Annotated in this window: 17 protein-coding genes and 1 pseudogene; 17 read left to right on the forward strand and 1 reads right to left on the reverse strand. The window is 59.1% G+C overall.

Going from position 1 to position 21,980, the window contains the following annotated elements; genetic code table 11:
• The first annotated feature begins 266 nt into the window (after positions 1 to 266).
• The 17 genes and pseudogenes from ACFQ2S_RS01020 (at position 267) to ACFQ2S_RS01100 (ending at position 21,297) form a co-directional block, all read left to right on the forward strand.
• Complete coding sequence (locus ACFQ2S_RS01020; protein ID WP_386071987.1) at positions 267 to 812, forward strand: hypothetical protein; 546 nt, start codon at positions 267 to 269, stop codon at positions 810 to 812.
• A 360-nt stretch (positions 813 to 1,172) separates the two neighbouring features.
• Positions 1,173 to 2,708, forward strand: coding sequence for a hypothetical protein (locus ACFQ2S_RS01025; RefSeq protein ID WP_386071989.1), 1,536 nt, complete (start codon positions 1,173 to 1,175; stop codon positions 2,706 to 2,708).
• Positions 2,705 to 4,102, forward strand: a complete 1,398-nt coding sequence (locus ACFQ2S_RS01030; protein ID WP_386071991.1) for a hypothetical protein — start codon at positions 2,705 to 2,707, stop codon at positions 4,100 to 4,102. Before ACFQ2S_RS01025 ends, ACFQ2S_RS01030 begins: the two co-directional genes overlap by 4 nt.
• A 198-nt stretch (positions 4,103 to 4,300) precedes the next feature.
• Positions 4,301 to 4,941, forward strand: a pseudogene (locus ACFQ2S_RS01035) (IS256 family transposase); the annotation flags it as partial.
• Between the two features lie 520 nt (positions 4,942 to 5,461).
• Positions 5,462 to 6,634 (forward strand): ABC transporter substrate-binding protein, encoded by a 1,173-nt coding sequence (locus tag ACFQ2S_RS01040; RefSeq protein ID WP_386072012.1) that lies wholly within the window; start codon positions 5,462 to 5,464, stop codon positions 6,632 to 6,634.
• Positions 6,635 to 6,914: 280 nt separating this feature from the next.
• Positions 6,915 to 7,895, forward strand: coding sequence for a helix-turn-helix domain-containing protein (locus tag ACFQ2S_RS01045; protein ID WP_386071992.1), 981 nt, complete (start codon positions 6,915 to 6,917; stop codon positions 7,893 to 7,895).
• Positions 7,896 to 8,176: 281 nt separating this feature from the next.
• The gene (locus tag ACFQ2S_RS01050; protein ID WP_386071994.1) at positions 8,177 to 8,986 is read left to right on the forward strand and encodes a transporter; all 810 of its coding nucleotides are present in this window, start codon (positions 8,177 to 8,179) and stop codon (positions 8,984 to 8,986) included.
• Positions 8,987 to 9,049: 63 nt separating this feature from the next.
• Entirely contained in the window at positions 9,050 to 10,597 is a 1,548-nt protein-coding gene (locus ACFQ2S_RS01055) for an amidohydrolase family protein (protein WP_386072014.1), read from the forward strand.
• Positions 10,598 to 10,724: 127 nt separating this feature from the next.
• Positions 10,725 to 12,305 carry an aminoacylase gene (locus ACFQ2S_RS01060; protein WP_386071996.1) on the forward strand — a complete coding sequence of 527 codons (1,581 nt, stop codon included), beginning with the start codon at positions 10,725 to 10,727 and terminating at the stop codon, positions 12,303 to 12,305.
• Positions 12,306 to 12,327: 22 nt separating this feature from the next.
• Positions 12,328 to 13,098, forward strand: a complete 771-nt coding sequence (locus tag ACFQ2S_RS01065; RefSeq protein ID WP_386071998.1) for a DUF3299 domain-containing protein — start codon at positions 12,328 to 12,330, stop codon at positions 13,096 to 13,098.
• On the forward strand, positions 13,095 to 14,441 hold the full coding sequence (locus tag ACFQ2S_RS01070; RefSeq protein ID WP_386071999.1) for a metal-dependent hydrolase family protein: 1,347 nt from the start codon (positions 13,095 to 13,097) through the stop codon (positions 14,439 to 14,441). The genes ACFQ2S_RS01065 and ACFQ2S_RS01070 overlap by 4 nt, the downstream gene beginning before the upstream one ends.
• 138 nt (positions 14,442 to 14,579) lie before the next feature.
• A complete protein-coding gene (locus tag ACFQ2S_RS01075) occupies positions 14,580 to 15,338 on the forward strand; it encodes a hypothetical protein (protein ID WP_386072000.1) in 759 nt (252 codons plus the stop codon).
• Between the two features lie 419 nt (positions 15,339 to 15,757).
• Entirely contained in the window at positions 15,758 to 16,642 is an 885-nt protein-coding gene (locus tag ACFQ2S_RS01080) for a BamA/TamA family outer membrane protein (protein WP_386072002.1), read from the forward strand.
• A 36-nt stretch (positions 16,643 to 16,678) separates the two neighbouring features.
• A complete protein-coding gene (locus ACFQ2S_RS01085) occupies positions 16,679 to 17,380 on the forward strand; it encodes an ATP-binding cassette domain-containing protein (RefSeq protein ID WP_386072004.1) in 702 nt (233 codons plus the stop codon).
• On the forward strand, positions 17,377 to 18,678 hold the full coding sequence (locus ACFQ2S_RS01090; RefSeq protein ID WP_386072005.1) for an ABC transporter permease: 1,302 nt from the start codon (positions 17,377 to 17,379) through the stop codon (positions 18,676 to 18,678). The genes ACFQ2S_RS01085 and ACFQ2S_RS01090 overlap by 4 nt, the downstream gene beginning before the upstream one ends.
• 12 nt (positions 18,679 to 18,690) lie before the next feature.
• Positions 18,691 to 19,350, forward strand: coding sequence for a DUF3299 domain-containing protein (locus ACFQ2S_RS01095; protein ID WP_386072007.1), 660 nt, complete (start codon positions 18,691 to 18,693; stop codon positions 19,348 to 19,350).
• Between the two features lie 39 nt (positions 19,351 to 19,389).
• Positions 19,390 to 21,297 carry a mechanosensitive ion channel family protein gene (locus ACFQ2S_RS01100; RefSeq protein WP_386072009.1) on the forward strand — a complete coding sequence of 636 codons (1,908 nt, stop codon included), beginning with the start codon at positions 19,390 to 19,392 and terminating at the stop codon, positions 21,295 to 21,297.
• 327 nt (positions 21,298 to 21,624) lie between these two features.
• Here the strand turns inward: ACFQ2S_RS01100 and ACFQ2S_RS01105 are convergent.
• Positions 21,625 to 21,980 (reverse strand): integrase core domain-containing protein (locus ACFQ2S_RS01105; protein WP_386072011.1); only part of this gene is annotated, 356 nt, incomplete at its 5' end.

Raw genomic sequence — 21,980 nt, forward strand, 5'->3', positions numbered from 1 at the left:
GCGAAAGACGGGAAGCCCTTCGAAGCGCGCCGTTTGCCGCGAGTTTTCACACACCCTCGGCCGTTCTTGACCGCATGCGTTGTTCGGTCCGAGGACCGGTCTGCCTCGCTGACCCGTACTTGAAGCAACCCTCGGCACAGGTCTGTTGATCTCCCATCTGCCGTTCGTCAGTCTTCATCGAATAAGCGATTTCGGGGGGCCCGATAGTTTTTTTCAGCGATGCCGGACATTGAACCCATCTCCCTGTCACAAGACAGGAGGCAGGGATGGCGAGAAAAGAACCTATCGGGGCTGGAGCTGTATCGTCGCAAGTAGCCCTTGCACGGTTTTTCAACGTCTGTCGGCAGCACGTGCGCGAGGTAAACGCAGCGGTCCGCCTGGATCCGGAGGGGCCTTGGCCATGGGAACATATCTGGGCAGTTTTCGGCTTCGCCCCCGAAACCGATAGAGAGATCGAGGAACTCCAGGAACCTCTGCTGCGTCCCAAGGCGATCCAGCACGCGACTGGGTACAATGCACGAGAGCTTCGCGGCTTTGCGGCCGATCCCAGGTCCCGTCCGGCGAACTTTCCACACGCGATCAGCCTGACGAAGCGGGTCACCCGCTATCGGGCATCCGAGCTGCGGGCCTATCTCGCCGGCGAGCCGCTCCCCACCTACCCCATTCTGAAACCGCGTCGCACGAACCAATCGACGGATCCGAAAACGGTCTCCAAATCTCGTGCAAACAGCCCGAATTCAACTGGTGGAAATGACATTCTCGCCGCGATTGCGTCGAATAACGCTCCTCCCGTTGAAGAAGATCGAAAATGACAAACACCCACTCATTTTCGGCACCGGAAAAAGATGTGGGGTTTGTCATTTTTCCGCTTCCGGTCGTCAAAAAACGACCAATCTGTCATTTAGCAACATCGAACTGAGGCCGCCATGAATGCAGCAGCAAGAGCGACGAAGACCGGAAAGACCCTCGCGGATGTCCGCGATCACTATGTCAACAGCGGCGACGAAGATGCCCGGCGCGCCGTCGAGAAAACGTCGAAACCATACAACGGATGTCCGCTCGAACTCATCCCCGCCGACCTCGAGGAGTTCGGGAAACGGTTCCCCCTGAAGCAGGGATACGACCCGCGCCACTGGAAGACCGAGAAGGCCTACAAGGCCTGGCGGCGGAAGGTGATCGCGGGCATCAAGCACGTCACCGGTGCCTTTGCCGGCAAGGCGCTCCGCGGCAATCGGCAAGATGGCTGGACACCGATCGAACTTGTCCTGAAGCAGGTCGCGAAACGAGAGCCCGGCCCGATCCGAAAGCAGCAATTGATCCCGGTCAGGATCCTTGTCGACGAAGCGCGAAAGAACAATGTCCAACCACTCGACCTGGACGAAACATCCGTCGCCCTGCTCACGGACAATTGCCCTGTCCAGAACCGGCGCAAGAGCGTCGAAATTGGCCTCCGGCTGCTGAACGACTGGCGCGCATGGCCGGAACTCCGGACGCTTCTTCCCGCACACCCTATCCCCGACCCGATCGTTGTCAGGCGCCTGCGCAACTCGATTCCGGATCATCTTGCTGTCGAGATCACCCGGTGGGTGGAGACCGCAACACGCAATGTCTTTGACGAGATATCTCAAACCTATATCGACCAGTATGATCAGGACACGATCAATCGGTACCTCGCCGCGCTGCGGAAGTTCGTATCGACCGCCGGAACAACCGGGACCGATCTGGGACGCACCCCATACATCGAAAACCTGATCACGGCGGATATCTTCCACGCGGTCGCGCGATCCTGGATCGAAGATCATCAGAACGGAAAGCGCGGCGCGTTGGCGAAAGGCTCGATTGCTGCATATTCGCAGATGCTTGCGTTGATCTTCGAACGGAATGGCAAGGATGCCTCCTTTGTCCGCAAGGGGATGAAAACGAACCCTGTGCTGAAGGCCGGGCGAAAACAGCACGACACGATGGCTCCGAAAAACCGCGCGTTCTGCGAGTCGCTTCTCGATATACCCGGCGCTGAAACGGAGTTCCTGCAACAGCACGTCATCCTGCGCGCCAAGGCCGATGAGATCCTCCAGCGCGCCAAAGCCGCCGGCCGGGACCTGAGCGGCCCCGAACTGACAGCCGTTCGCCAGCTTGGAACGACATCCATGTTCTGTGCGCTCGAAGCAGCCGTTCTTCCCGCACGTATTGGAAATGCGCTGGACACGCGTCTGCACGGCTGCGCCGCTCACCTCCAACTGCCGAACGGGAAGCAGAAATCTGGCCGGGTCGGCTACTCGGCCGACGAGGTCAAGAACGACAATGCGATGGAGGGGCTCTTCGAGCGCGACCAGCGACAGGGGCTTCAGACGCTGGAATGGTACCTCAAAAAAATCCGTCCGTTGTTTCCGATGTCCAAGGCCAGCCCGTTCCTGTTCCCGTCCGTCAAAAGCAAGGAAAAGCCTCTCTCGGCCAAGGTCATGACGGATTGGTTGAAGATGCACACGCGGATCGCGGGGCGTCCCATTTCCGCGCACAACTACCGGCATGGCATGGCAACAATCCTCTATGCGCGCGGCAACCTCGATATCAAGCACATCGCCGACTACCTCGGCATCACACCCGCGGTGCTGCTCCGCAACTATGCCTGGATCGACGAACGCAGGGTCCGGAAAAACGTCGCCCGCGAGATACTCGACGCGGTCATGCAGAGAAGGCGCGCAGCATGAGCGGGCGCCGGACCCGTGAAACACACCTGGCTGACCCGGTGTTTGCTCATTTCGATCCGGAGGTTGTCGATACCCTTCGGACAGAGCAGTTGGCCTATTGCCGGCGCTTCTTCAGTCACATCGCGGCACGGCGTACCGCCGAGCCGGTCGCGCAGGATCTCCTCGACCTGTTTGCCGAGAACAAGAGCGCACGTGGCCTGACGGACCTTCGAAATGCCCTGCGAGCATTGATGCCCGGACACCCGGCGCTTCACGCGGTCGAAGACGCGATCCGCGCGAAGAACCGGATACGCCGACAGCAGCGCAACCACGAAACCGGACGGGAATCGGCTCGGCGCGAGCGGACACTGAAGCATTCGATCTCGGAACAGGATCTGCCGGGGGAGATCCGCTCGGTCTTGCGGGACATGGCGGCAGGTTTTGAAGGCAATGGCGTCCAGGCTCCGGCTGCGTCCATACTTAAACGCCTGAAGATGAAGCTGCGCCAGCTCTGCAAGTCGGCACTGGACGCACACTTGCCGGCGGCATTGTCGATCCCTGCGGCGCGGGCGTATTACGCGGACCTGCACGCGCGTGGACTTCGGTGGACCACGGTTCGCGCAAGCTTCGAAGAGCTCCATCGCTTTGCCAGATACGCTGGCTATCCGGCGGAGATCGTTCAGGCACTTGCGACGACCTACAACATGGCGGCATCACGCGAACGGCTGTCGGAACCGTTGCGTTACGCGAAGCTGCACGAGAGTGGATATGACACGATCGAGGCTATCCTGACCGGCTTCGAGCTTCTCGACTCCGCCGCGTCCATCTCGAACTCGCGACAGCTTCGGAGCCGCCTGAACGACGCCACCGCGCTTGCGCTCTTTGCTGTCTATCCGTTGCGGCTCAATGATTGTCGCCTCGCTTTCGGCGAAGAACTGTTCTGGGATGCGCACGGCTATTCCCTGTCCCTGACCCTCGGAAAGAACGGCTACGAGTACGAGGGAAGGCTCGACGAACGGCTCGATCCCTTCATCGACGCGCTGATCCTTGGAGGTTCCAGCCCGGATTTCCTGACGCGAATGCGCGAACGATGCTTCGAAAACAAGCGGTCGCTTTTCGTCACCGTCGATGGCACCGAGGTCGGGTACAATTACGTGTCGGATACCTGGCGGAGGTATGTCGGCACGGGCGAACATATTGCCCGATCGATGATGCATGACCACCTTGGCGTGAAGGGCGAGCGGGGAGTGGCCGAAGCCATGATCATGAACGGTCAGCGTGATCGGCGGGTAGCAGAGAAATACACCACTCAGGCGGGGCGACGCGCATCACGGAGGGCTGCGACCGAAGAGATGAAAGCGATATTCGCGGAGATGGATAGAGGTTCGAAGGACATCTCTTCTCCAGAAATGTAGATGCAATGCAGCGACCGCAGGAATTCCAGTGCCCGCCCGCGCGGCAGGTATTTCCTGAACGCCATCTATCCATCGGTCGGTAGTGTCCGAGCACGTGGTGTAATGTCTGGGCCTTCGACGGTGTAATTCCGGGTGGCCACCGAGGTTTATGGTCGGGTGGAGTTTGGCGACTTAAACCACGACGATACGGAGACCCCGATGACCAAAACCAACATGTACCTTTCCGAGCTTCTGGCAAAGCAAGACGGAGGCGTCTTTCTTCTGGCGGTTGCCGAGGCTGTTTTACAGATGATTATGGAGGTCGATGTCGAGGGCCTGATAGGAGCTGGCAAGCACGAACGGGCCGACCAACGCACGACCTGGCGCAACGGGTATCGAGAGCGCGCGCTCTCGATACCCTTTTGGGCACGCTGAACCTGAAGGTTCCGAAGCTCCGGCAGGCCAGCTATTTCCCCGGCTTCCTGGAGCCACGGAGGACCTCGGAGAAGGCCCTGGTGGCCGTGATCCAGGAAGCATGGATTGGTGGCGTCTCGACCCGCCGTGTCGACGAGTTGGCGCAAGCGATAGGCCTTCAGGGCATGTCCGAAAGCACGGTGTCAAAGCTGTGCAAGGACATCGATGAGCGGGTGAACGAGTTCCCGAACCGCCCGCTCAGCGGCGAATGGCCCTATATCTGGCTCGACGCGACCTACTACAAGGTACGCCAAGGTGGGCGGATCGAGAGCGTGGCCGCGATAATCACCGTTGCCGCGAACACCGACGGGCGGCGGGAGATCATCGGTCTGTGGCTTGGCCCCTCGGAGGCCGAGACGTTCTGGATGGACTTCCTGAGCGGCCTCAAGGTGCTGGAGATGCGCGTGCCAAGGTTCTGCAAAAGATGCAGTCCAGACTGTCGGACGTCAGCTTAAAGTTAAGTACTCAAGTCTCCGAACGTCGGCTCTCAACACATCGGAGTTGGTGTCTCGCTTCTGCAGAGAACGGCCGGAAACCGCCCTCCCTGTTGTTCTGCGCGCCGCAGCGCAGCGGGTGCGGCGCTCAAATCAACGATCGTCGCTTTCGGCCCGGAGCAGTCTCTCACGATGGACACTTCCAATGGCAGGATTGGCGAGTGCCGAGCATCGGCGACACCCTGAAGTACGTGGTTGACTTTTGAGAACCGCAAGAAACACGACCGGGGGCGGAGGGCCGCGCCCGAAACGACCATCGGCTGCATTCGTCATGCTACGCAGTATAGGGAGGAGATCTTGGGTTGCGTGCTGGCCAGTCTTCACGGTTTTCACAGTTGTCGATTACGCTTACAATCAATTGAACCAAACGTGTTGTGGAGGCCAAGTGCTCGAACCCAAGTCGATCTCAAGAATGGCGGCGACCTTTGGTGTCGTGGCGGCGACAGCCGGCGTTGCGCAACAAAGTGACGAGATAGGTATCGGCGTTCTCCTCGGGTTCACCGGACCTATCGAGTCGCTGGCAGCTCCCATGGGAACCGTGGTGAAGCTGGTCACTCAGGAGGCAACTGAGAGCGGCGTGTTTCTGGGTGGTGCAAGCGTAACGTCCTATCTTGCCGACACTGCCTGCACGGACAATGCCCTTGCGGTCGCGAGCGCCGAGCGCCTTGTCGCGGCGGGCGTGGCGGGGTTGATCGGTGGCGCGTGCTCCGGTGCGACAGCGGCTGTCCTGCAAAATGTCGCCATTCCCAATGGCATCGTCATGATCTCTCCCGGTGCGAGTTCGCCCAATTTGAGCGTGATGGAAGACAGGGGACTGTTTTTCCGGACTGTGTCTCCGGATGGTCGCGAGGGCCAGGTCATGGCCGACGTGCTCATCGATCGTGGCATTCGGTCGATTGCGCTGACCTATGCCAACAATGATTACGGCGTCGGGATGTCGGATGCGATCGTGAACGCCTTTGAGGCTGTGGGTGGCGAGGTCACGATCACGGCGGCCCACGAAGATGGCAAGGCGGACTACTCTGCAGATGTCGCGGCACTTGCCGCGGCGGGAGGCGATGTTCTGGTCGTCGCAGGTTATATTGACCAGGGCGGGCTTGGCATTGTGCGCACAGCTTTGGACCTTGGGGCATTCGACACGTTCGGCCTTCCGAGTACCATGGTGGGGCAGAGCCTTGTCGAGAATGTCGGACCCAGACTTGAGGGGTCCTTCGGGCAGGTCGCAGGAAACGAGAGCCAGGGCTTGGCCATGCTGGCGGAGCGAGCCGGCGACGAAGTTGATGGAACGCTTCCATACGTGGCCGAAGTCTATGATGCGGCGGCTCTCATGATCCTCGCTATGCAGGCCGCGGATTCTGCGGATCCGGGGCTCTATGGCCCGAAGATCTGGGACGTTGCGAATGCGCCGGGTGTGAAGATCTTTCCTGGCCAGTTGGCCAAGGGCCTGGAACTGCTCGCCGAAGGGGTGGAGATCGACTACGTCGGCGGCTCAGAGGTCGAGCTGATCGGCCCCGGGGAAAGCGCCGGCTCCTTCAGGGAGGTCGAAGTTCGGGATGGTGCTTTCGTGACGGTAGGATACCGCTGAAGAAAGCAGCTTCGGAGTAGGTGAAGGTCGTCTGGTTCGGTTTTTTTGCCGAGAACGGACAGATGGCCTGTTCAGCTTGGTTCGTGAGAAGCACGGTCGTCGGCCGTTGGCACTGCCGGCCTCTGTTTCAGCTGCTCGATGAAGCCCATCTCGGGACGCTATTCGACCGGATATTCTGATCCGACATGGAAGATGCGACACTGCGAGCTATTTGAGAGACAAGGAGGCCTGTACCCCTATTGGCGGGAAGGGGGGCGCGCTGAGAAGGGAGGTTCTCGGAATGCATGCGATAGATTCTCGAACGGATAAGACCTCACACGTTATTCGGGCGCGAGTCTTCGAACCCCTTGCCCATGCGTCTCCGGTATTGGAAGCTCACCAGACTCAGCTTGGCATTGGCGAGTACAAGATTGACGCGGTTGTCGGCCGAGCTCATGAGACCTGGCTCATCAGGAACCGCGTCGCCCCTCTCAGCGTCGGCCATGTTGTTCCCGACCCGAACCTGCTTGCTTTCGTGGTGCCGGTCGACTGGCGCGGTGAGTATTTTTTCAACGGCGTCTCAGCGTCGGCTTCAACCCTGTACATCGGTTCTGGCCCAGACGGATATTCGACGCGGGGCGCCGGGCGCGACTACTTCACTATCGGGCTGAGCAGGGACCGATTTCTCAGGTCGCTGGCCGCGCTCGAGGGCGTGGAACCCGACGAAATCCATCTGCATGATGGCGCCCTGTACCTGCCGCCTTTGTCGGTGATCCGACTGCGGCGTATCCTGGGCGCCTGCCTCACGGAGCTATCCGCCGGTTCGGGTTCTTTCCAGAACCGTCAGGCCGCCATCGCCGACTGCCTGTATGACGTGATGTTGGAATCCTACATGGCCGGCACACCTCTTACGAGCGTCCGAGTTCCGCTCGCAAAGAGCTATGAACGAATTGTCAGAGCCGCTGAGGAGTACTTCATGGAGGCTGAGGGAGCGCCGCTGTCCCTCGCAGATCTGTGCAGGGCCACCGGCGTGGGGCGCACGGTTTTCTACGACGCCTTCAATTCGATCTACGGGACCTCCCCCCTGAACTATTTCAAGAAACGGCGGCTGATGCAGGCCCGAACGGCACTCGCGATGTCGAGACCAGACGAGACAAGAGTCAAGGAAGTCGCCCTTTCGCTCGGGCTGACACACTTGGGCCGGTTTTCGACCGAGTACAGAAACCTCTTCGGAGAAACACCTTCGGTCACACTTGGTTATCGAGACCGGAGTCGCTTGTAAGCACTTCCCATCTCGACCCAGAAGTGATCCCTGCTGGGTGAACACCCCTCAATCTGCTCGTCCACGAGACCTGATCAATATGCATCGCGCCGCGAGGCCGCGAAAATACGGAAGATTCGGATAGCGTAATTTCTTTCCGATCTCCGGTGTTTGTCTAAGCTTTTTAGGGAGTTGGCAACTGGGCGTCGCGGATCAACCACGGCGTTCGTTGGGTGTCGATGCATTGCTCGCAGACCCCTTGGTGGTCGGCGATCAAGAATGTTGTGCGGGGGAGGCATAGCATGACGAAAGCGTTTCACAGACGGTCGAAATTTGCATCTCTGGCTGCGCTGTCTTGCGCATTGGCATTGACGTCAAACGTTGCCTTTGCGGATGCCGATCTTGCCAAGCAGCTTTCGAACCCCGTGGCGAGCCTGATCAGTGTTCCTTTGCAGTTCAACTACGACGACGGCATCGGCCCGAACGATACCTCGCGCCGGACTCTGCTGATCGAGCCAGTCTTTCCGTTCGACATCGGGGAGAACTGGAACCTCATTTCGCGGACCATCATTCCCCTTGTCGACATCGAGGCTCCAGCGCCCGGGCTCGACGACATTTCGGGGTTGGGAGATATCCAGCAGTCCCTGTTCTTCTCCCCGAAGCAACCTGTTGGAGGCTGGATTCTTGGCTTCGGTCCGATCGCACTGTTGCCAACGGCAACCGACGATGCGCTTTCCAGCAAGCAGTTTGGCCTTGGTCCGACCGCCGTTGCGCTTCGGCAGGCAAACGGCTGGACGTTCGGCGGGCTGGTCAACCACATCTGGGGCATCAACGAACCGGATGATCGCGAGCAGTACAACACGACCTTCGTGCAGCCCTTCCTGACCTATACGACGCAGGACGCCTGGACCTTCTCGTTGAACACGGAATCCACCTATGAATGGAACGCCGAGGAATGGAGTGTTCCGGTCAATGCCGGCATCAGCAAGCTCGTCACATTCGGCAAGCAGCCAGTCAGCTTCCAGCTCGCAGGCCGGCGCTATGTCGATGGAAACGAGAACAGCCCCGATTGGGGCATGCGTTTCAACGTGACTTTGCTTTTCCCCAAATAGACCAGCGAAGACATCACCGGCGATCTCCCAGCAGCATTAGTGAGGAATCTCTTCGTTATGAAAATGAACAAGAACAGTACGGCTCTCCTGCTTATCGCGTCCCTATCCTTGCCCACTGGGGCCGTTGCGCAATCCTTTGACCTTGTCATCGCGAATGGCCGGGTGATGGACCCCGAGACCGGCTTCGATGCCGTTGCCAACGTTGGCATCAACAATGGCTTCATTACCGAGATCACCGACCAGGAACTCGAGGGAGCGCGGGTGATCGACGCCACGGGCCACGTGGTCGCGCCCGGTTTCATCGACTACCACAGCCACGCGCAATCCGAGTTCGGGCACAAGCTCTATGTAAGGGACGGCGTGACCACTCCGCTGGATCTCGAGGTGGGCGCGTTCCCGGTCAAGGACTTCTATGAATATTGGGACGGCAAGTCCTTCGTGAACTACGGGACCAACGTGGCGCATGTCGGCGCGCGTGTGGCGGTGCTCGACGGGCAGGAACCGGAAGGGCGCGTGCTCTATAGCCAGGCGCTCGGAGCGGCCATGCAGGATGGCGCAAAATTCAAGACCAAGAGCTACGATCCGATGGATGAGGCCGCAATCCTCGACGCGATCGAAACGGAGCTGAAGCAAGGTGGGATCGGAATTGCCTATCCCATCGGGTACTACACCGTGGTTGGCAGCCCGGAACTCATGGGAGTTACCGGCTTGGCTGCCAAATACGATGTGCCGATCACCACGCACGTCCGGTATCTGGCCCAAATCCCGCCCAGCGGCTTCATGGGCATCACGGAGATGCTGACCATCGCGCGCGAGAACAACGTGCCGATGCTGATCCACCATGTGCAGAGCAACTGTCTTGGTCTGACCAAGCAATGCCTTGACCTGATCGACTCGGCCCGGGCCAACGGCCAGAAGGTGGTTGGCGAGTTTTACCCCTATCAATATGCCGGCACCTATGTGGATGCCGATTACAACGCGCCGGGTTTCGAAGAGCGGATGGGCATTCAGGCTTCGGACTACAAGCTGGCGGCGACGGGCGAACCGCTGACGAACGAGGAATTCGATCGTCTGCGCAAGGAAGCGCCCGGAACCGATCTGCTGATGTACACCATGAAGCAGGAATACATCGACGAAGCCTTCGCCCGGCCGGGCGTGATCGTCGGATCGGACGGGATGCCGTGGATCATCACTGACGATGACGGGAACAAGCTTGGCTTTTCCGCAACGTTCGACACGCCCTACGGCAAGGCGAACGGACACGCCCGCGGCGCAGGAACCCACGCGAAGATCCTGCGCATGGTGCGTGAGGACGGGACGGTCTCGTTGATGGATGCCATCTCCAAGATGAGCTACGAGCCGGCCTTGTTCCTTGAAGACCATGTGCCCCAAATGAAGATCCGCGGGCGCGTTCAGGAGGGCTCGGCCGCCGACATCACGATTTTCGATCCCGAGACGGTGACCGATAACTCGACCCCCAAAATCGGCGAGAACTCTCTGCCCTCGACCGGCATTCCCTATGTCGTCGTGAATGGTCAGGTCGTGGTGGACGACTCGGTCGTGCAGAACATTCCCGCGGGAGTTGCCATCCGGAATGCGCTCGCAAACTGAAAAAGTTGACTGAAACACCTTTTCCCTGGTCAAGCATTGGCTTGGCCGGGGATCTCGCTCTTTTGGACAGGGAGAAAAGATCTTGGTTAAACAAAGCTCAGCAACCGCGCTTGCAACTATTTTTGCCTTGTCCCTCGCTTCGACGGCCATCGCGCAAGACTACGATCTCGTGATCACCGGCGGACGCGTCATGGACCCGGAGACGCTCTACGACGACATCGCCAATGTCGGGATCACCGACGGACGTATCGTCGAGATCTCGAAGGACAATCTGACTGGCGCGGACGAGATCGATGCAACGGGCCACGTCGTCGCGCCCGGCTTCATCGATACTCATTTTCACTGGCAGGCACCGCTCGGTTACAGGTTCGGGCTGCGCGACGGGCTGACCACGCCCATGGACCTCGAGATGGGCTGTGCCGCAACCCTCATACCCGAATGGTACGCAGCGCGCGAAGGCGTCACGCAGTCCAACTACGGATGTGCAGCAAGCCACGAGATCGCGCGTGCCATCGTCATCGACGGGGCCAGCGGAGACAACCTGCTGCGCGGCCCGGTTGCCGTTCTCGAAACCCGCAAACAGTCGGGCTGGAGTGAGACCAAGGCGGACTACGACACGGGCAACGAGATCCTGCGCATCCTCGACAAGGGGCTTCAGGACGGCGCGGTCGGGATCGGCAGCACACTGGGCTACATGCGCAACGGTGTCACCTCGCGCGAGCTTTTCGAGGTGCAGAAGGTCGGGGCCCGCTATGGCCGGCACACGGGCGTGCACACGCGCTTCACCCCGGACAATGCGACCAATGAGAACATTGGCGCGCAGGAGGCCTTGACCAACGGTCTGGCGCTTGGCGCACCAGTTTCGATCCTGCACTTCAACAATCCCGGCTACCGTTTGACGCATGAATTGCTGACCCAGCTTTCCGAACAGGGTCACAACGTCTGGGGCGAGATCTATCCGTACTCCGCAGGGGCAACAACGTTGAACGCCGGCTTCATGCAGCCTGAAAACTGGGTAGACAGGCTTGGCCACAAATACGAGGACACGGTTCAGGACCCCATCACCGGTGACTTCTACACGACGGCGTCTTTTGAACAGGCCCTGCAGGACGACCCGACCCGCGAAATCATCCTCTTCAAGATGCCTGAGGAGGACTCGGTGCGCTGGCTGACGCTGCGCGGCACGACGATGGCAAGCGACGCAATGGCCGGAACACCGATTTTCGGCCCTTGGGACACGCCGGCCGACCAGATTGGTAACACCCATCCGCGCACTTCGGGCGCGCGCGCCAAGGCGATCCGGCTGGCCCGCGAGAACGACATCCCGCTGATGCAGATCATGTCGATCCTCAGCTACAACGCCGCCAAACACCTGGGCGACACCGGGCTAAAGGCCATGCAGGAACGTGGTCGGCTGCAGGAAGGGATGGTCGCCGATATCGTCGTGTTCGACCCTGAAACGGTGACGGACAACTCGACCTATTCCGAAGGGCTGGTGCCGTCCACCGGGTTCAAGGCGGTTGTCGTCAACGGTACCGTCGCGGTGCGGGACGACGAGTTGCTCAGCGTCTTTCCGGGCCAGCCGATACGCTTCGAGCCCGAGGCCGCGCCGCGCTTCGAGCCGGTGAGCGAGGAGGCTTGGAACCTCGAGTTTTCCACCGGAATGCCCGACATCGCCCCCGGCCTGCCGCCCGAGGGCGGCAATTGAGCCGCCGCGGGGAAATAAACGGATGCGTGTGATCTTCGCGACAGCCTTCGCCATCCCCATGGGGATGGCCATGCTTGCCGCGGAGCCGGCCAGGATCGATTTCGACGATCTGGCGGACCCTGCGGCCCGCGCCTTCGTCGACCCCTATCTGGAGATGGGGCCGGAGCGGTTGAACGACCTCCGTACGGTCGTCCGGCTGGGCGCGCGGCTTGCAGAGACAGACCTGTCCCCGGAGGACAGGCAGCGCCTCGAAGCGCGCCGCTCGGACGCCGAAGCGGCGCTCGCCGTTTCTGGCTTCGATATCGCGGCGCTTCTGGCGCAGCGCTGGACCGTCGCCCAAAAACGCAGGGAGGCGCAGATCGCCACGAACCCATTGCTCGAAGGCGCCGCAGTGCGCCTCGAAGGGTACCTGATCCCGGCCGGAACAGGCCCGGACGGCAGGGGGATCGGTTATCTCGTGCCGGTGGTCGGGATGTGCAGCCATATCCCCGCGCCGCCGCCCAACGAACTGGTACGGCTGTACTTCGAGCCCGAAAGAGGCACGGGTTCAATCTATCTGCCCGTCAGCGTGACCGGAACGCTCCGCGCCGAGGCGAGCGACGAGACCATCCATCTTCTCGACGGCATGGTGCGCATGCAGAGCCTTTGGCGGCTGGACACGGATACCCTCGTTGCCGAAGGGCCCGTTCCCACGGCCCGTAATACGATTGTCGCTCAAGATCCCCTCGAAGCCCTCCCGGCGGAAGCAATCGGTCAAACGCATTCATCAAGCATAGGAGCAAGAAAGAAATGAAACTATGGAACGGAACTGCGTCCCTGGTTGCTGTTGCGGCCATCTTTTCCGGCGCAGCCCAGGCACAGGAAGACACCTCTGACGGACCGATCCTGTTCACCAACGTTGACGTTTTCGACGGCGTCAACGAAGCCCTCATTGAGGACGTCAACGTCGTCGTCACCGACAACGTGATCACTCAGATATCGTCCGAAGATCTTTCGGTTGCCGGCGGCATGGTGATCGATGGTGAGGGCCACACACTGATGCCCGGACTGATCGACTCGCACACGCATCTTATGTTTTCCGGGATCACGTTTCCCGAGGTCCTCTTCCAGCGACCGGGCTACGGGATGATCCAGGGCGTTGTAATCGCAGAACAATCGCTGATGAACGGCGTTACGACTGTTCGTGATATGGCTGGAGACGTGTTTGACCTGAAGCGGGCAATCGATGAAGGCACAGTCCCCGGTCCGCGGGTCTATCCCTCCGGTGCCATGATTTCTCAGACCAGCGGGCATGCCGATTTCCGGCTCCCCGTCGAACCCAATCCAACCATAACCGGTACGATGACGGTCCCTGGGCAGAAGGGCGCCGGATTGGTCGTCGACGGTGTGCCGCTCATGCTCGCCGCAACGCGTGAACAGCTTCGCCTTGGCGCCTCACAGATCAAACTCGCGATCAGCGGTTCGGTCAGCGGCATCAACGATCCGCTCGACACGACGCAGTTTACCTTGGAGGAAATCGAAGCGGCGGTGGCGGCCGCAGAGAACTGGGGCACCTACGTTACCGTGCATGGATACAACGCCCGCGCCGTGAACCAGGCCATCGATGGCGGGGTCAAGTCGATTGAGCATGGCCAGCTTCTCGACGAAGCCACGCTGCAGCGCATGGCGAACGAAGGGGTCTGGCTCAGCATCCAGCCGTTCACCTTGTGCAACGAGCCCGGGCTGACCCCGGAGCAGAACGCCAAGCAGGCAATCGTCTGCGAAGGAACCGGCAAGGTCTACGAGGCGATCAAGTCCCTGCCCGACCTGAAGGTCGTGCACGGAACCGACATCTTCATCAGCCCTGGAAAGGGAATCGGCGTCAGTGAAGAAGTGGAGCAAATGGAGCGCCTTCTGGACTGGTTCACACCGTATGAGATCCTGAAGATGTCCACCGGCAACGCGACGGAACTGCTCCAGATGTCCGGGCCGCGCAATCCCTATCCCGGCGTGATCGGACGTGTTGAGGTGGACGCGCTGGCCGATCTCCTGCTCGTCGAAGGGAATCCGTTGGAAAGCCTCGATCCGGTTACCGATCGAGACAACATCAAGATCATCATGAAAGACGGCGTCATCTACAAGAACGCGCTGAACTAAGCCTCTGGCGGGCGACGCGCAGACAGGTCTTGTCCGTCGCCTGCCCATCAATTCCTGTCGCTGGCTGCAAGTGCCGCGTGACGTTTGCCACATGCCGGGACCCGACAGAACGACGAGACATATCGAAAGGAACGGATCATGAGTTTCTACACTTCGCGTCGCACTTCGGCGCTTGCAGCCATCGCGTTAATGGCTGTGCCGGTGAGCGCTTCGGCGCAGGACGCGTTGTCGGACAGCTGGCAATGGGGCGCCGAGCTCTATTTCTGGGGCGCTTCTCTTGGCGGGGAAACGACGACCGGCACCGATATCGACATGGGGATCGACAAGATCATCGAAGATCTGAATTTCGGCCTCATGGGAACAGTTGCGGCGCAGAAGGGCAAATGGACTGTCTTCGGCGATTTGATCTATTTGGATGTCGAGGAACAAGGCGACACCACTGTAGGCGTCTTGGGCATGAATGTGGATATCGATGGCAAGGTCGATCTTCGCGGTGTCATCAGCACCTTGGGCGTCGGTTATCGGGTCTATGAAGGAGCGGGAACTCAACTCGATATCACCGGTGGGCTTCGTTACCTCTGGCTCGACTCTACGATCGAACTCAGCGCGGCTGGTCTGAACGTGAAGGAAGAAGACTCGGGCACCAACATCGATGGGGTCGTCGGTTTCCGAGGCCAATCGGACATCAATGAGAACTGGTACCTTTCCTACTACGGCGATGTCGGAACGGGTGAGAGCGATCTGACCTGGCAGGCCGCCGCAGCGATCAACTATCGTTTCCAGAATTTCGATGTCGCCTTGGGCTATCGGTACCTTGACTGGGAGTTTGACGACTTCGGCCCCTTCGACGACCTGAACCTTTCGGGCGCCTTCCTTGGAGCGAAGTTCAGGTTCTGAGAATTTGCCGGATCTGACGCTTCCGTATCGGCAGCGCCCCGGGAAGCGACACCACTTCCTGACCTTGGATCTTGGAGCAAAGCTGAAGACAGCGAAGAACGACCAAACAAGGATTGATTGGGATGGGAGCAGATTGCGGTTGGACTGCTTACAGGTTGCGGAGCTGCCTTGGTACGTTGGCGGCCTTATGTGTGGGCGCAGCCGGAACCGGATCCGCCTTTGCAGCTGACGCAATGTTGAGGCCGGCGACAAAAACCGCAGGAGCAGTAGTCGACTCCGATTTCGGATTTCGAGCGGGGTCTACAATTCTCGCTCCCATACCGTTCACTAACGATATTATCGGCTCTGGCCTCACCCTTGGTGCGGGGTATCTGTTCACCCTGCCAGGCTCGAGACCCTCTGGCTTGGGTCTTGGCTACATGAAGACTTCGAACGGAACCGTCGGCTACGGCCTCGGTGGAATCGTCAATTTCGCTGATGGCAGGTGGACACTCGGAGCCGCCGCCGTTGATGGCGACATCAACTACGACCTTCCAGTCGTGTTACCTTTCTTTGGTGAGCAAGACATTTCACTCACCCAGTCGGTAACAGGAGGCGGTGTCCAACTTGGCTATAATTTCACACCGCAATTCGAGGCCTCGGCAACACTTGCGTATGTGGATACGGTTATCAAGCTTGACAGCGGTCTAATCGATGAACTTCCGGACTTCCTGCAGCCCGATCTTGATATCGAACTTGGTCGCCTAACCTTCGATCTAAAGTACGACACAAGGGACGATACGTTCTATCCGACGTCGGGTGTTGTCGGTTCTGCGGCGATCACCTTTGCAGAAGAAATCGACTCCGTCTTCAATGATCGATTTCAACTCGATGACCGCTCGTACATGAAAAACGTCTTCTCACTATCCGGCTACCGCTCGGTGGGAGAGAACGGCATCCTTGCCGGGAAGGCCGTGTTGTGCGGCGCTTCTGACGACGCACCTTTTTTCGACACATGCGGTGTCGGTTTTGTTGATGGAGCGAGGGGGTTCTCGGCGCTGAGCTATCTCGAGGATTACTCTGCCTCTGCACAGGTCGAGTACCGGGGCCGACTGTCCGAGCGAGTTGGCTACGTGGCTTTCGCCGATGTCGGAGGCGGTGGAGACAGCATTCGGGACATCTCTACTGACAATGGGGGCTACGCCGGTGGTCTTGGTATCCGGTTTCGCCTTTCGCGACAATTCGCACTCGACTACTCGGCGGATTACGCCGTCAACAATGACGGAGACGAGTTCCTCTATCTCTATCTGGGACAACGCTTCTGATGTTGCGGGAAACCGGACTCCGGCAAAGGGGAGGTGATGGAAGTGATCGACAGCGGCGCGACAGTCCTGACCGTCAACAAGCTTGAGTACGCCTGGAAAAAGGGAGAGGTGCCTGTTCTGCGGATCGACGCGCTTGGCCTCTCGACGGGTGAACGCGTTTTCCTTCGTGGTCCGAGCGGATCGGGAAAATCGACGCTACTCGCAGCGATTGCCGGAGTCGTCGACGTACAGAGGGGGGGTATCGAGGTAGCCGGAACGGACGTCGGGCAGCTCAAGGGCGGCGCAAAGGATCGGTTTCGCGTCGATCATGTCGGATTGATCTTTCAGATGTTCAATCTGATCCCATGGCAATCGGCATTGGAAAACGTCCTGATGCCCTGCCGCTTCTCTCGGCGCCGTCGTGAGAGGGCGGGTGCAGATCCCAAGCTATCCGCCCTAAGATTGCTTGACGATCTCGGATTGTCAGACCCTGCCCTGGTTTCCGCGCCAGCCATGTCATTGAGCGTTGGGCAGCAGCAGAGGGTAGCGGCAGCACGCGCGCTCATCGGGACGCCTGACCTGATACTGGCAGACGAACCAACGTCAGCGCTCGACGAAGATGCAAAGATCTCCTTTCTGGAACTTCTAAAACGAGAATGCGCATCGGTGGGATCCGCACTTCTCTTTGTAAGCCATGATCGATCCCTTGAGCGGGGCTTCGATAGGGTCTTGGATATCACCGAGGTCAACAAAGCATGATGACCACGCTTTCCCTGGCTGTTGGAAGCCTATGGAACCGACGCTTCGTGGCAGCACTCACCGTTATTGCGATCGCGCTCAGTGTACTTCTGGTGATCGGCGTCGAGCGATTGCGCGTTTCCGCGAAAGAGAGTTTCGCTAACTCGGCATCGGGCATCGATCTGATTGTGGCGTCGCGGGGCAATCCGGTGCAGGTCCTCATGGCGACGGTCTTTGGGGTGGGTTCGACTGGGCCGGGCATCGACAGGGACAGCTACGAGATGGTCGAGGCCCTGCCGCAAGTGGCGTGGGCGGTTCCGATTGCGATGGGCGACAACCACCGCGGCTATCCGGTTGTAGGCACAACGTCGGAATATTTCGAGCATTTCAGACATAGCAACGGACGGCCGCTCGCTTTCACATCAGGTCGTTCCTTCTCGGGAGCGGACGGCGCTGTTATCGGAGCAGAGATCGCCACGCGTTTTGGCTATGAAATTGGCGCGACTATCGTCAATGCACATGGCGCAGGCGAGGTGGCCTTCGATCTGCACGACGAGGCCCCCTTTGTCGTCGCAGGAATTCTCATGCCGACGGGCACGGCTGTGGATCGCATGGTTTTCGTGTCGCTGGAGGGGTTCGACCAACTGCACGCCGAAAAAACCAAAAGTGTCGATCCGTTCGGGCAGGAAACCAGCGCCAATTACGATCACGCCGAGGACGCGACAGACAGCGTTGAGGCCGACCATCACGATCACGCCCATGAACCTGACAAGATCAACGCAATCTATGTCGGGCTGGCCGATCGCGGCGCGGTCCTTTCCATCCAAAGAGCCATTTCGGAGTATCCCGCCGAACCTCTCAGCGCCGTGCTTCCAGCTATGGCGTTGATTGAACTCTGGTCGATCACCGGCGCAGCGGAGCAGGTCATTGTGTTGATGGCATCGGCTGTCGCCTTGGCTGGTATCGTGGCGATGGTCGTCATGCTTTCGGCCTCGCTGGAGGTGCGCCGACGCGAATTCGCGATCCTTCGCTCCGTTGGAGCCACGCCCTTCCGCATCTTCTCTCTTATCGTTCTCGAAGCGGGGCTCGTGACGTTGGCGGGCCTGCTACTGGGATTGGTTTTGCTCGGAGCTCTGACTGCGATCTTGGAGCCGGTGCTCCTTAGCCGGTTTGGGCTCCAGGTCGACGCGAGTGCATCACTGTTGCGGGAAAGCTGGTTGTTGCTCGCAATCTTGATGGCCGGACTGGCGGCCAGCTTTTTGCCCGCCCTCCGGGTCTATCGAATGACATTGGCTGATGGTCTATCCTTCAGGCTGTAACCCATGGGAGACATGTCCGTGATTATCGTCCAACGTACCATTTCTGTTAGCATTCTCGCACTCCTCATCAGTGCGTCGACGAGCCTCGGAGCAGCACTTCAGATCGGTTGGGACGACCTCGCACCTCCACCAGCAACGTACGAAAATCCCTTCGCGGCCCTTACAAATGAGCAACTCGATGATCTGAGAACGGTTCTTCGGGCGCAACCCTTTGCTGAGGATGAACTCCCTGACGATTTGCAGACAAGCGTCGAAGCCGCCCGCCTGCGCCTGGAGGCACAGGACCTGAACATAGATTGGCTGTTCGAACAGCGCCAAATGATCATGGAGAAGCGGCGCGAGGAGGCGGTTTCGACACGGCCCGATATCATCGGATCGGAAATCCGGATGCCGGGCTATCTGCTTCCACTCGATCTCAAAGATGGTCGTGCTGTCGAGTTCCTTCTTGTTCCCACGGTGGGGGCTTGCATCCATACGCCACCGCCGCCGGCGAACCAGATGGTGCATGTCCGCTATCCCGCCGGGGTCGAGGTTACAGGCCTTTACACGCCGATCTGGATCAGCGGCACACTTTCGTCGAACCTCTCGGAACAGACCGTCCGGTATTCCGACGGCGAGGCCCGGATCGAGGTCAGCTACGCGATGACTGCTGATCTTGTTGAGCCATTCTGATGCGCCATTCTCAAAAAGATGCCCGAATATGATACCGCGATGTCGCGATTGATCCGTGTTCTGGTTCTGGGACTGGCGGTTATCGGCCTGATTGCGGCTGTGACGGCAACCCTATCTGTGTCTACACTGGATAGCGCTCGGTCATTCGAAGCGGATCTACCGGCTGTGCGAACTGAGTCTCCAAAGCAAACCTTGGCGACGTTCGCCACTCTAAAGGCGTTGTTGGAAGAATCCTTGGAGCGGTACCAGAGCGCACGCACGGGCGAGGAATTCGATCGTATCGTTTCCCTTACCGATGAACTCACCTCCCTCATTGATCTGACTGACCAACCAGACGCCGTCAAACAGCGCAATGGCTTGCTGACTGCAATGGTGCTTCTCGACATCTGGGACATTATCCCGCCAGTCGATCTCGATACAGTACCAGATAAATCTGCCATGATCGGCGATGGGCTTGGGACATACGTTATTCCCGACACTCCAATTCGCCTTTCGCGCGTCGATGAAGGTGATCGCGCCGGCGAGTTCTTGTTCGACGAAGCAACGATACGAACCGCTCCCCGATTTCTGACCGGACTGGAAGGCGAAACGACCGCTGAAACTGGAGTGAATTGGAGAGCCGAACTCGAGCAATTCGCCGGGCCGTGGTTGCCTGCCACGTGGATCGGATCGATCCCTCCATCATTCCAGAAGGATATCTGGGGCACGCCGCTCTGGAAGGTTGTCCTCTCGGTGGTGGCAGGCTTCGTTCTGTTTGTGGCCACGGCGTTTGTCAGCGCTGCGCTACCCGTTGCGCGGCGTGGCAACCTGTTGCCGCCGGTTTCCAAGCTGATCTATTGCGCGTCGATCCTGCCAGTCCTTTTCTTTTTTCACTACCTTCTGACGCGACAGATCAACGTCACCGGCAGATTTGCTGATGGGACGAACGCATTATTGGCTGTCCTCTGGTTTGGAACGCTTGCGGCCGTTTTCTGGAATGCAATCCTCGCCTGCGCGGCGGCAGTCTGGTCTTCGCGAACTGCTTCTGGTGATGATGCGGGGGACAGTCTTGGTCAGATGCTTGCCCATCTGATCGCTCTCATTGGTGCAGTGTGGATCGTCGCCTATGGCTTGCAATCCCTTGGATTTCCCGCTCTCAGTGTATTGGCAGGGCTCGGCATTGGCGGATTGGCTGGAGCCTTGGCAATTCGACCGACACTTGAGAATCTGATTGGTGGCTTTGTGCTATATATCGACAAGCCGATCAGGGTCGGAGACTGGTGTGAGTTTGGGCCCTACAGCGGAATCGTCGAAAAAATCGGTGTCCGTTCCACAAACGTACGTGCCATGAATCGCACCATAATCTCGATTCCGAACTCCCAATTCGTTAATATGGAGCTCATCAATTGGGCTCGATGCGATCAGATGCTGATCAATCCCACGATCGGTCTGATATATAGTACAAGTTCTGATCAGCTGCGGTATGTACTGGCCGAGGCGCGCAGAATGGCAATCGCTCATCCCAGGATCGACAGCGATACCGTCCGGATCCGATTTGCGGGCTATGGCGAATCCTCTTTGGACATTGATGTCAGAGTCTACGCGCAGGCGACGGAATGGAACGATTTCTTCGCCATACGGGAAGATTTTCTTCTGCGCCTGAAGGATATCGTTGAGCGCGCGGGTACGTCTTTCGCTTTCCCGTCTCGCACGCTCTACGTTTCTCGGGACACTCCCCGTGATCCACAGAAAACTGTCGATGCGGAAGATGCAGTCGATGAGTGGCGCCGAAGCAAGGAGTTGCCGTTTCCCTGGTTCTCATCGGTGGAACGGGAAAAGATGAACAATAGCTTGCGGTACCCCCCGAACGGTTCGCCCGACGGCATCTCGGATGAGGTCGAAACCGCCTCGGGCAGCGAACCTCTATCGACACAAACCGGAGATCCCACGCCTCAATCAGGCGGTTGATACAAGGTCGCTACGACGGTTCGCCGGGACGCCGATTTCAAGCCGGATGCTCCTGGTTCTTCACCCCACCTTCTTCCCCCATAACGGTGTATGATCCGCCGCAGAACTTCCGTCCGCCGAACGGAAGTATCACTGCAGATCGACTGTTTCGCCTGCTTCAAGCGCGATCATGGTCCGCAGGCAGAGAGCGGAAACGCCGGAGACATGCGCACCGGAGTTCTCACTGAAAGAGTTTCTGGTTTCGCTCGAGCGGTTCAGCATCAGCCACTGACCTGAGACCCGACTTCCCTCCGGCTTTACGGAGAATCCGTCGCTTGATTTCTGGCCTCATGCGGCCTTGGTTTCCAGTCTCGATTTCATGGCAAATTCCCGCGGCGTGAGATTGCCCAGGGACGAGTGGGGTCTGTAGCGATTGTAGTCCTCCATCCAGGCGGTGATTGTCGCGCGGGCTTCGGCCAGCGACGTAAACAGCGTTTCATTCAATAGCTCGTCCCGGAAGCTGCCGTTGAACGATTCAACGAAGGCATTCTGCATGGGCTTTCCAGGCGCGATGTAGTGCCAGTCGATCTGTGTCTCCTGGCACCACCTGAGGACCGCCATGCTGGTCAGTTCCGTCCCATAGCACATCGGGAAGAATGGCTGCCGAGAGGTTATGGCCACGCGCGGAGCCCTCAAATAGCGCA

Source organism: Tropicimonas aquimaris, from assembly GCF_042676185.1.
Classification (GTDB): Bacteria; Pseudomonadota; Alphaproteobacteria; order Rhodobacterales; family Rhodobacteraceae; genus Tropicimonas; species Tropicimonas aquimaris.

Excerpts from the sequence above, each read along its gene's own strand:
- ACFQ2S_RS01095 (WP_386072007.1), top strand. The coding sequence starts at position 18,691 with ATGTCCGTGATTATCGTCCAACGTACCATTTCTGTTAGCATTCTCGCA.
- ACFQ2S_RS01065 (WP_386071998.1), top strand. The coding sequence starts at position 12,328 with ATGCGTGTGATCTTCGCGACAGCCTTCGCCATCCCCATGGGGATGGCC.
- ACFQ2S_RS01090 (WP_386072005.1), top strand. The coding sequence starts at position 17,377 with ATGATGACCACGCTTTCCCTGGCTGTTGGAAGCCTATGGAACCGACGC.
- ACFQ2S_RS01080 (WP_386072002.1), top strand. The coding sequence starts at position 15,758 with ATGAAGACTTCGAACGGAACCGTCGGCTACGGCCTCGGTGGAATCGTC.
- ACFQ2S_RS01055 (WP_386072014.1), top strand. The coding sequence starts at position 9,050 with ATGAACAAGAACAGTACGGCTCTCCTGCTTATCGCGTCCCTATCCTTG.
- ACFQ2S_RS01050 (WP_386071994.1), top strand. The coding sequence starts at position 8,177 with ATGACGAAAGCGTTTCACAGACGGTCGAAATTTGCATCTCTGGCTGCG.
- ACFQ2S_RS01075 (WP_386072000.1), top strand. The coding sequence starts at position 14,580 with ATGAGTTTCTACACTTCGCGTCGCACTTCGGCGCTTGCAGCCATCGCG.
- ACFQ2S_RS01040 (WP_386072012.1), top strand. The coding sequence starts at position 5,462 with ATGGCGGCGACCTTTGGTGTCGTGGCGGCGACAGCCGGCGTTGCGCAA.
- ACFQ2S_RS01100 (WP_386072009.1), top strand. The coding sequence starts at position 19,390 with ATGTCGCGATTGATCCGTGTTCTGGTTCTGGGACTGGCGGTTATCGGC.
- ACFQ2S_RS01020 (WP_386071987.1), top strand. The coding sequence starts at position 267 with ATGGCGAGAAAAGAACCTATCGGGGCTGGAGCTGTATCGTCGCAAGTA.
- ACFQ2S_RS01070 (WP_386071999.1), top strand. The coding sequence starts at position 13,095 with ATGAAACTATGGAACGGAACTGCGTCCCTGGTTGCTGTTGCGGCCATC.
- ACFQ2S_RS01030 (WP_386071991.1), top strand. The coding sequence starts at position 2,705 with ATGAGCGGGCGCCGGACCCGTGAAACACACCTGGCTGACCCGGTGTTT.
- ACFQ2S_RS01045 (WP_386071992.1), top strand. The coding sequence starts at position 6,915 with ATGCATGCGATAGATTCTCGAACGGATAAGACCTCACACGTTATTCGG.
- ACFQ2S_RS01085 (WP_386072004.1), top strand. The coding sequence starts at position 16,679 with ATGGAAGTGATCGACAGCGGCGCGACAGTCCTGACCGTCAACAAGCTT.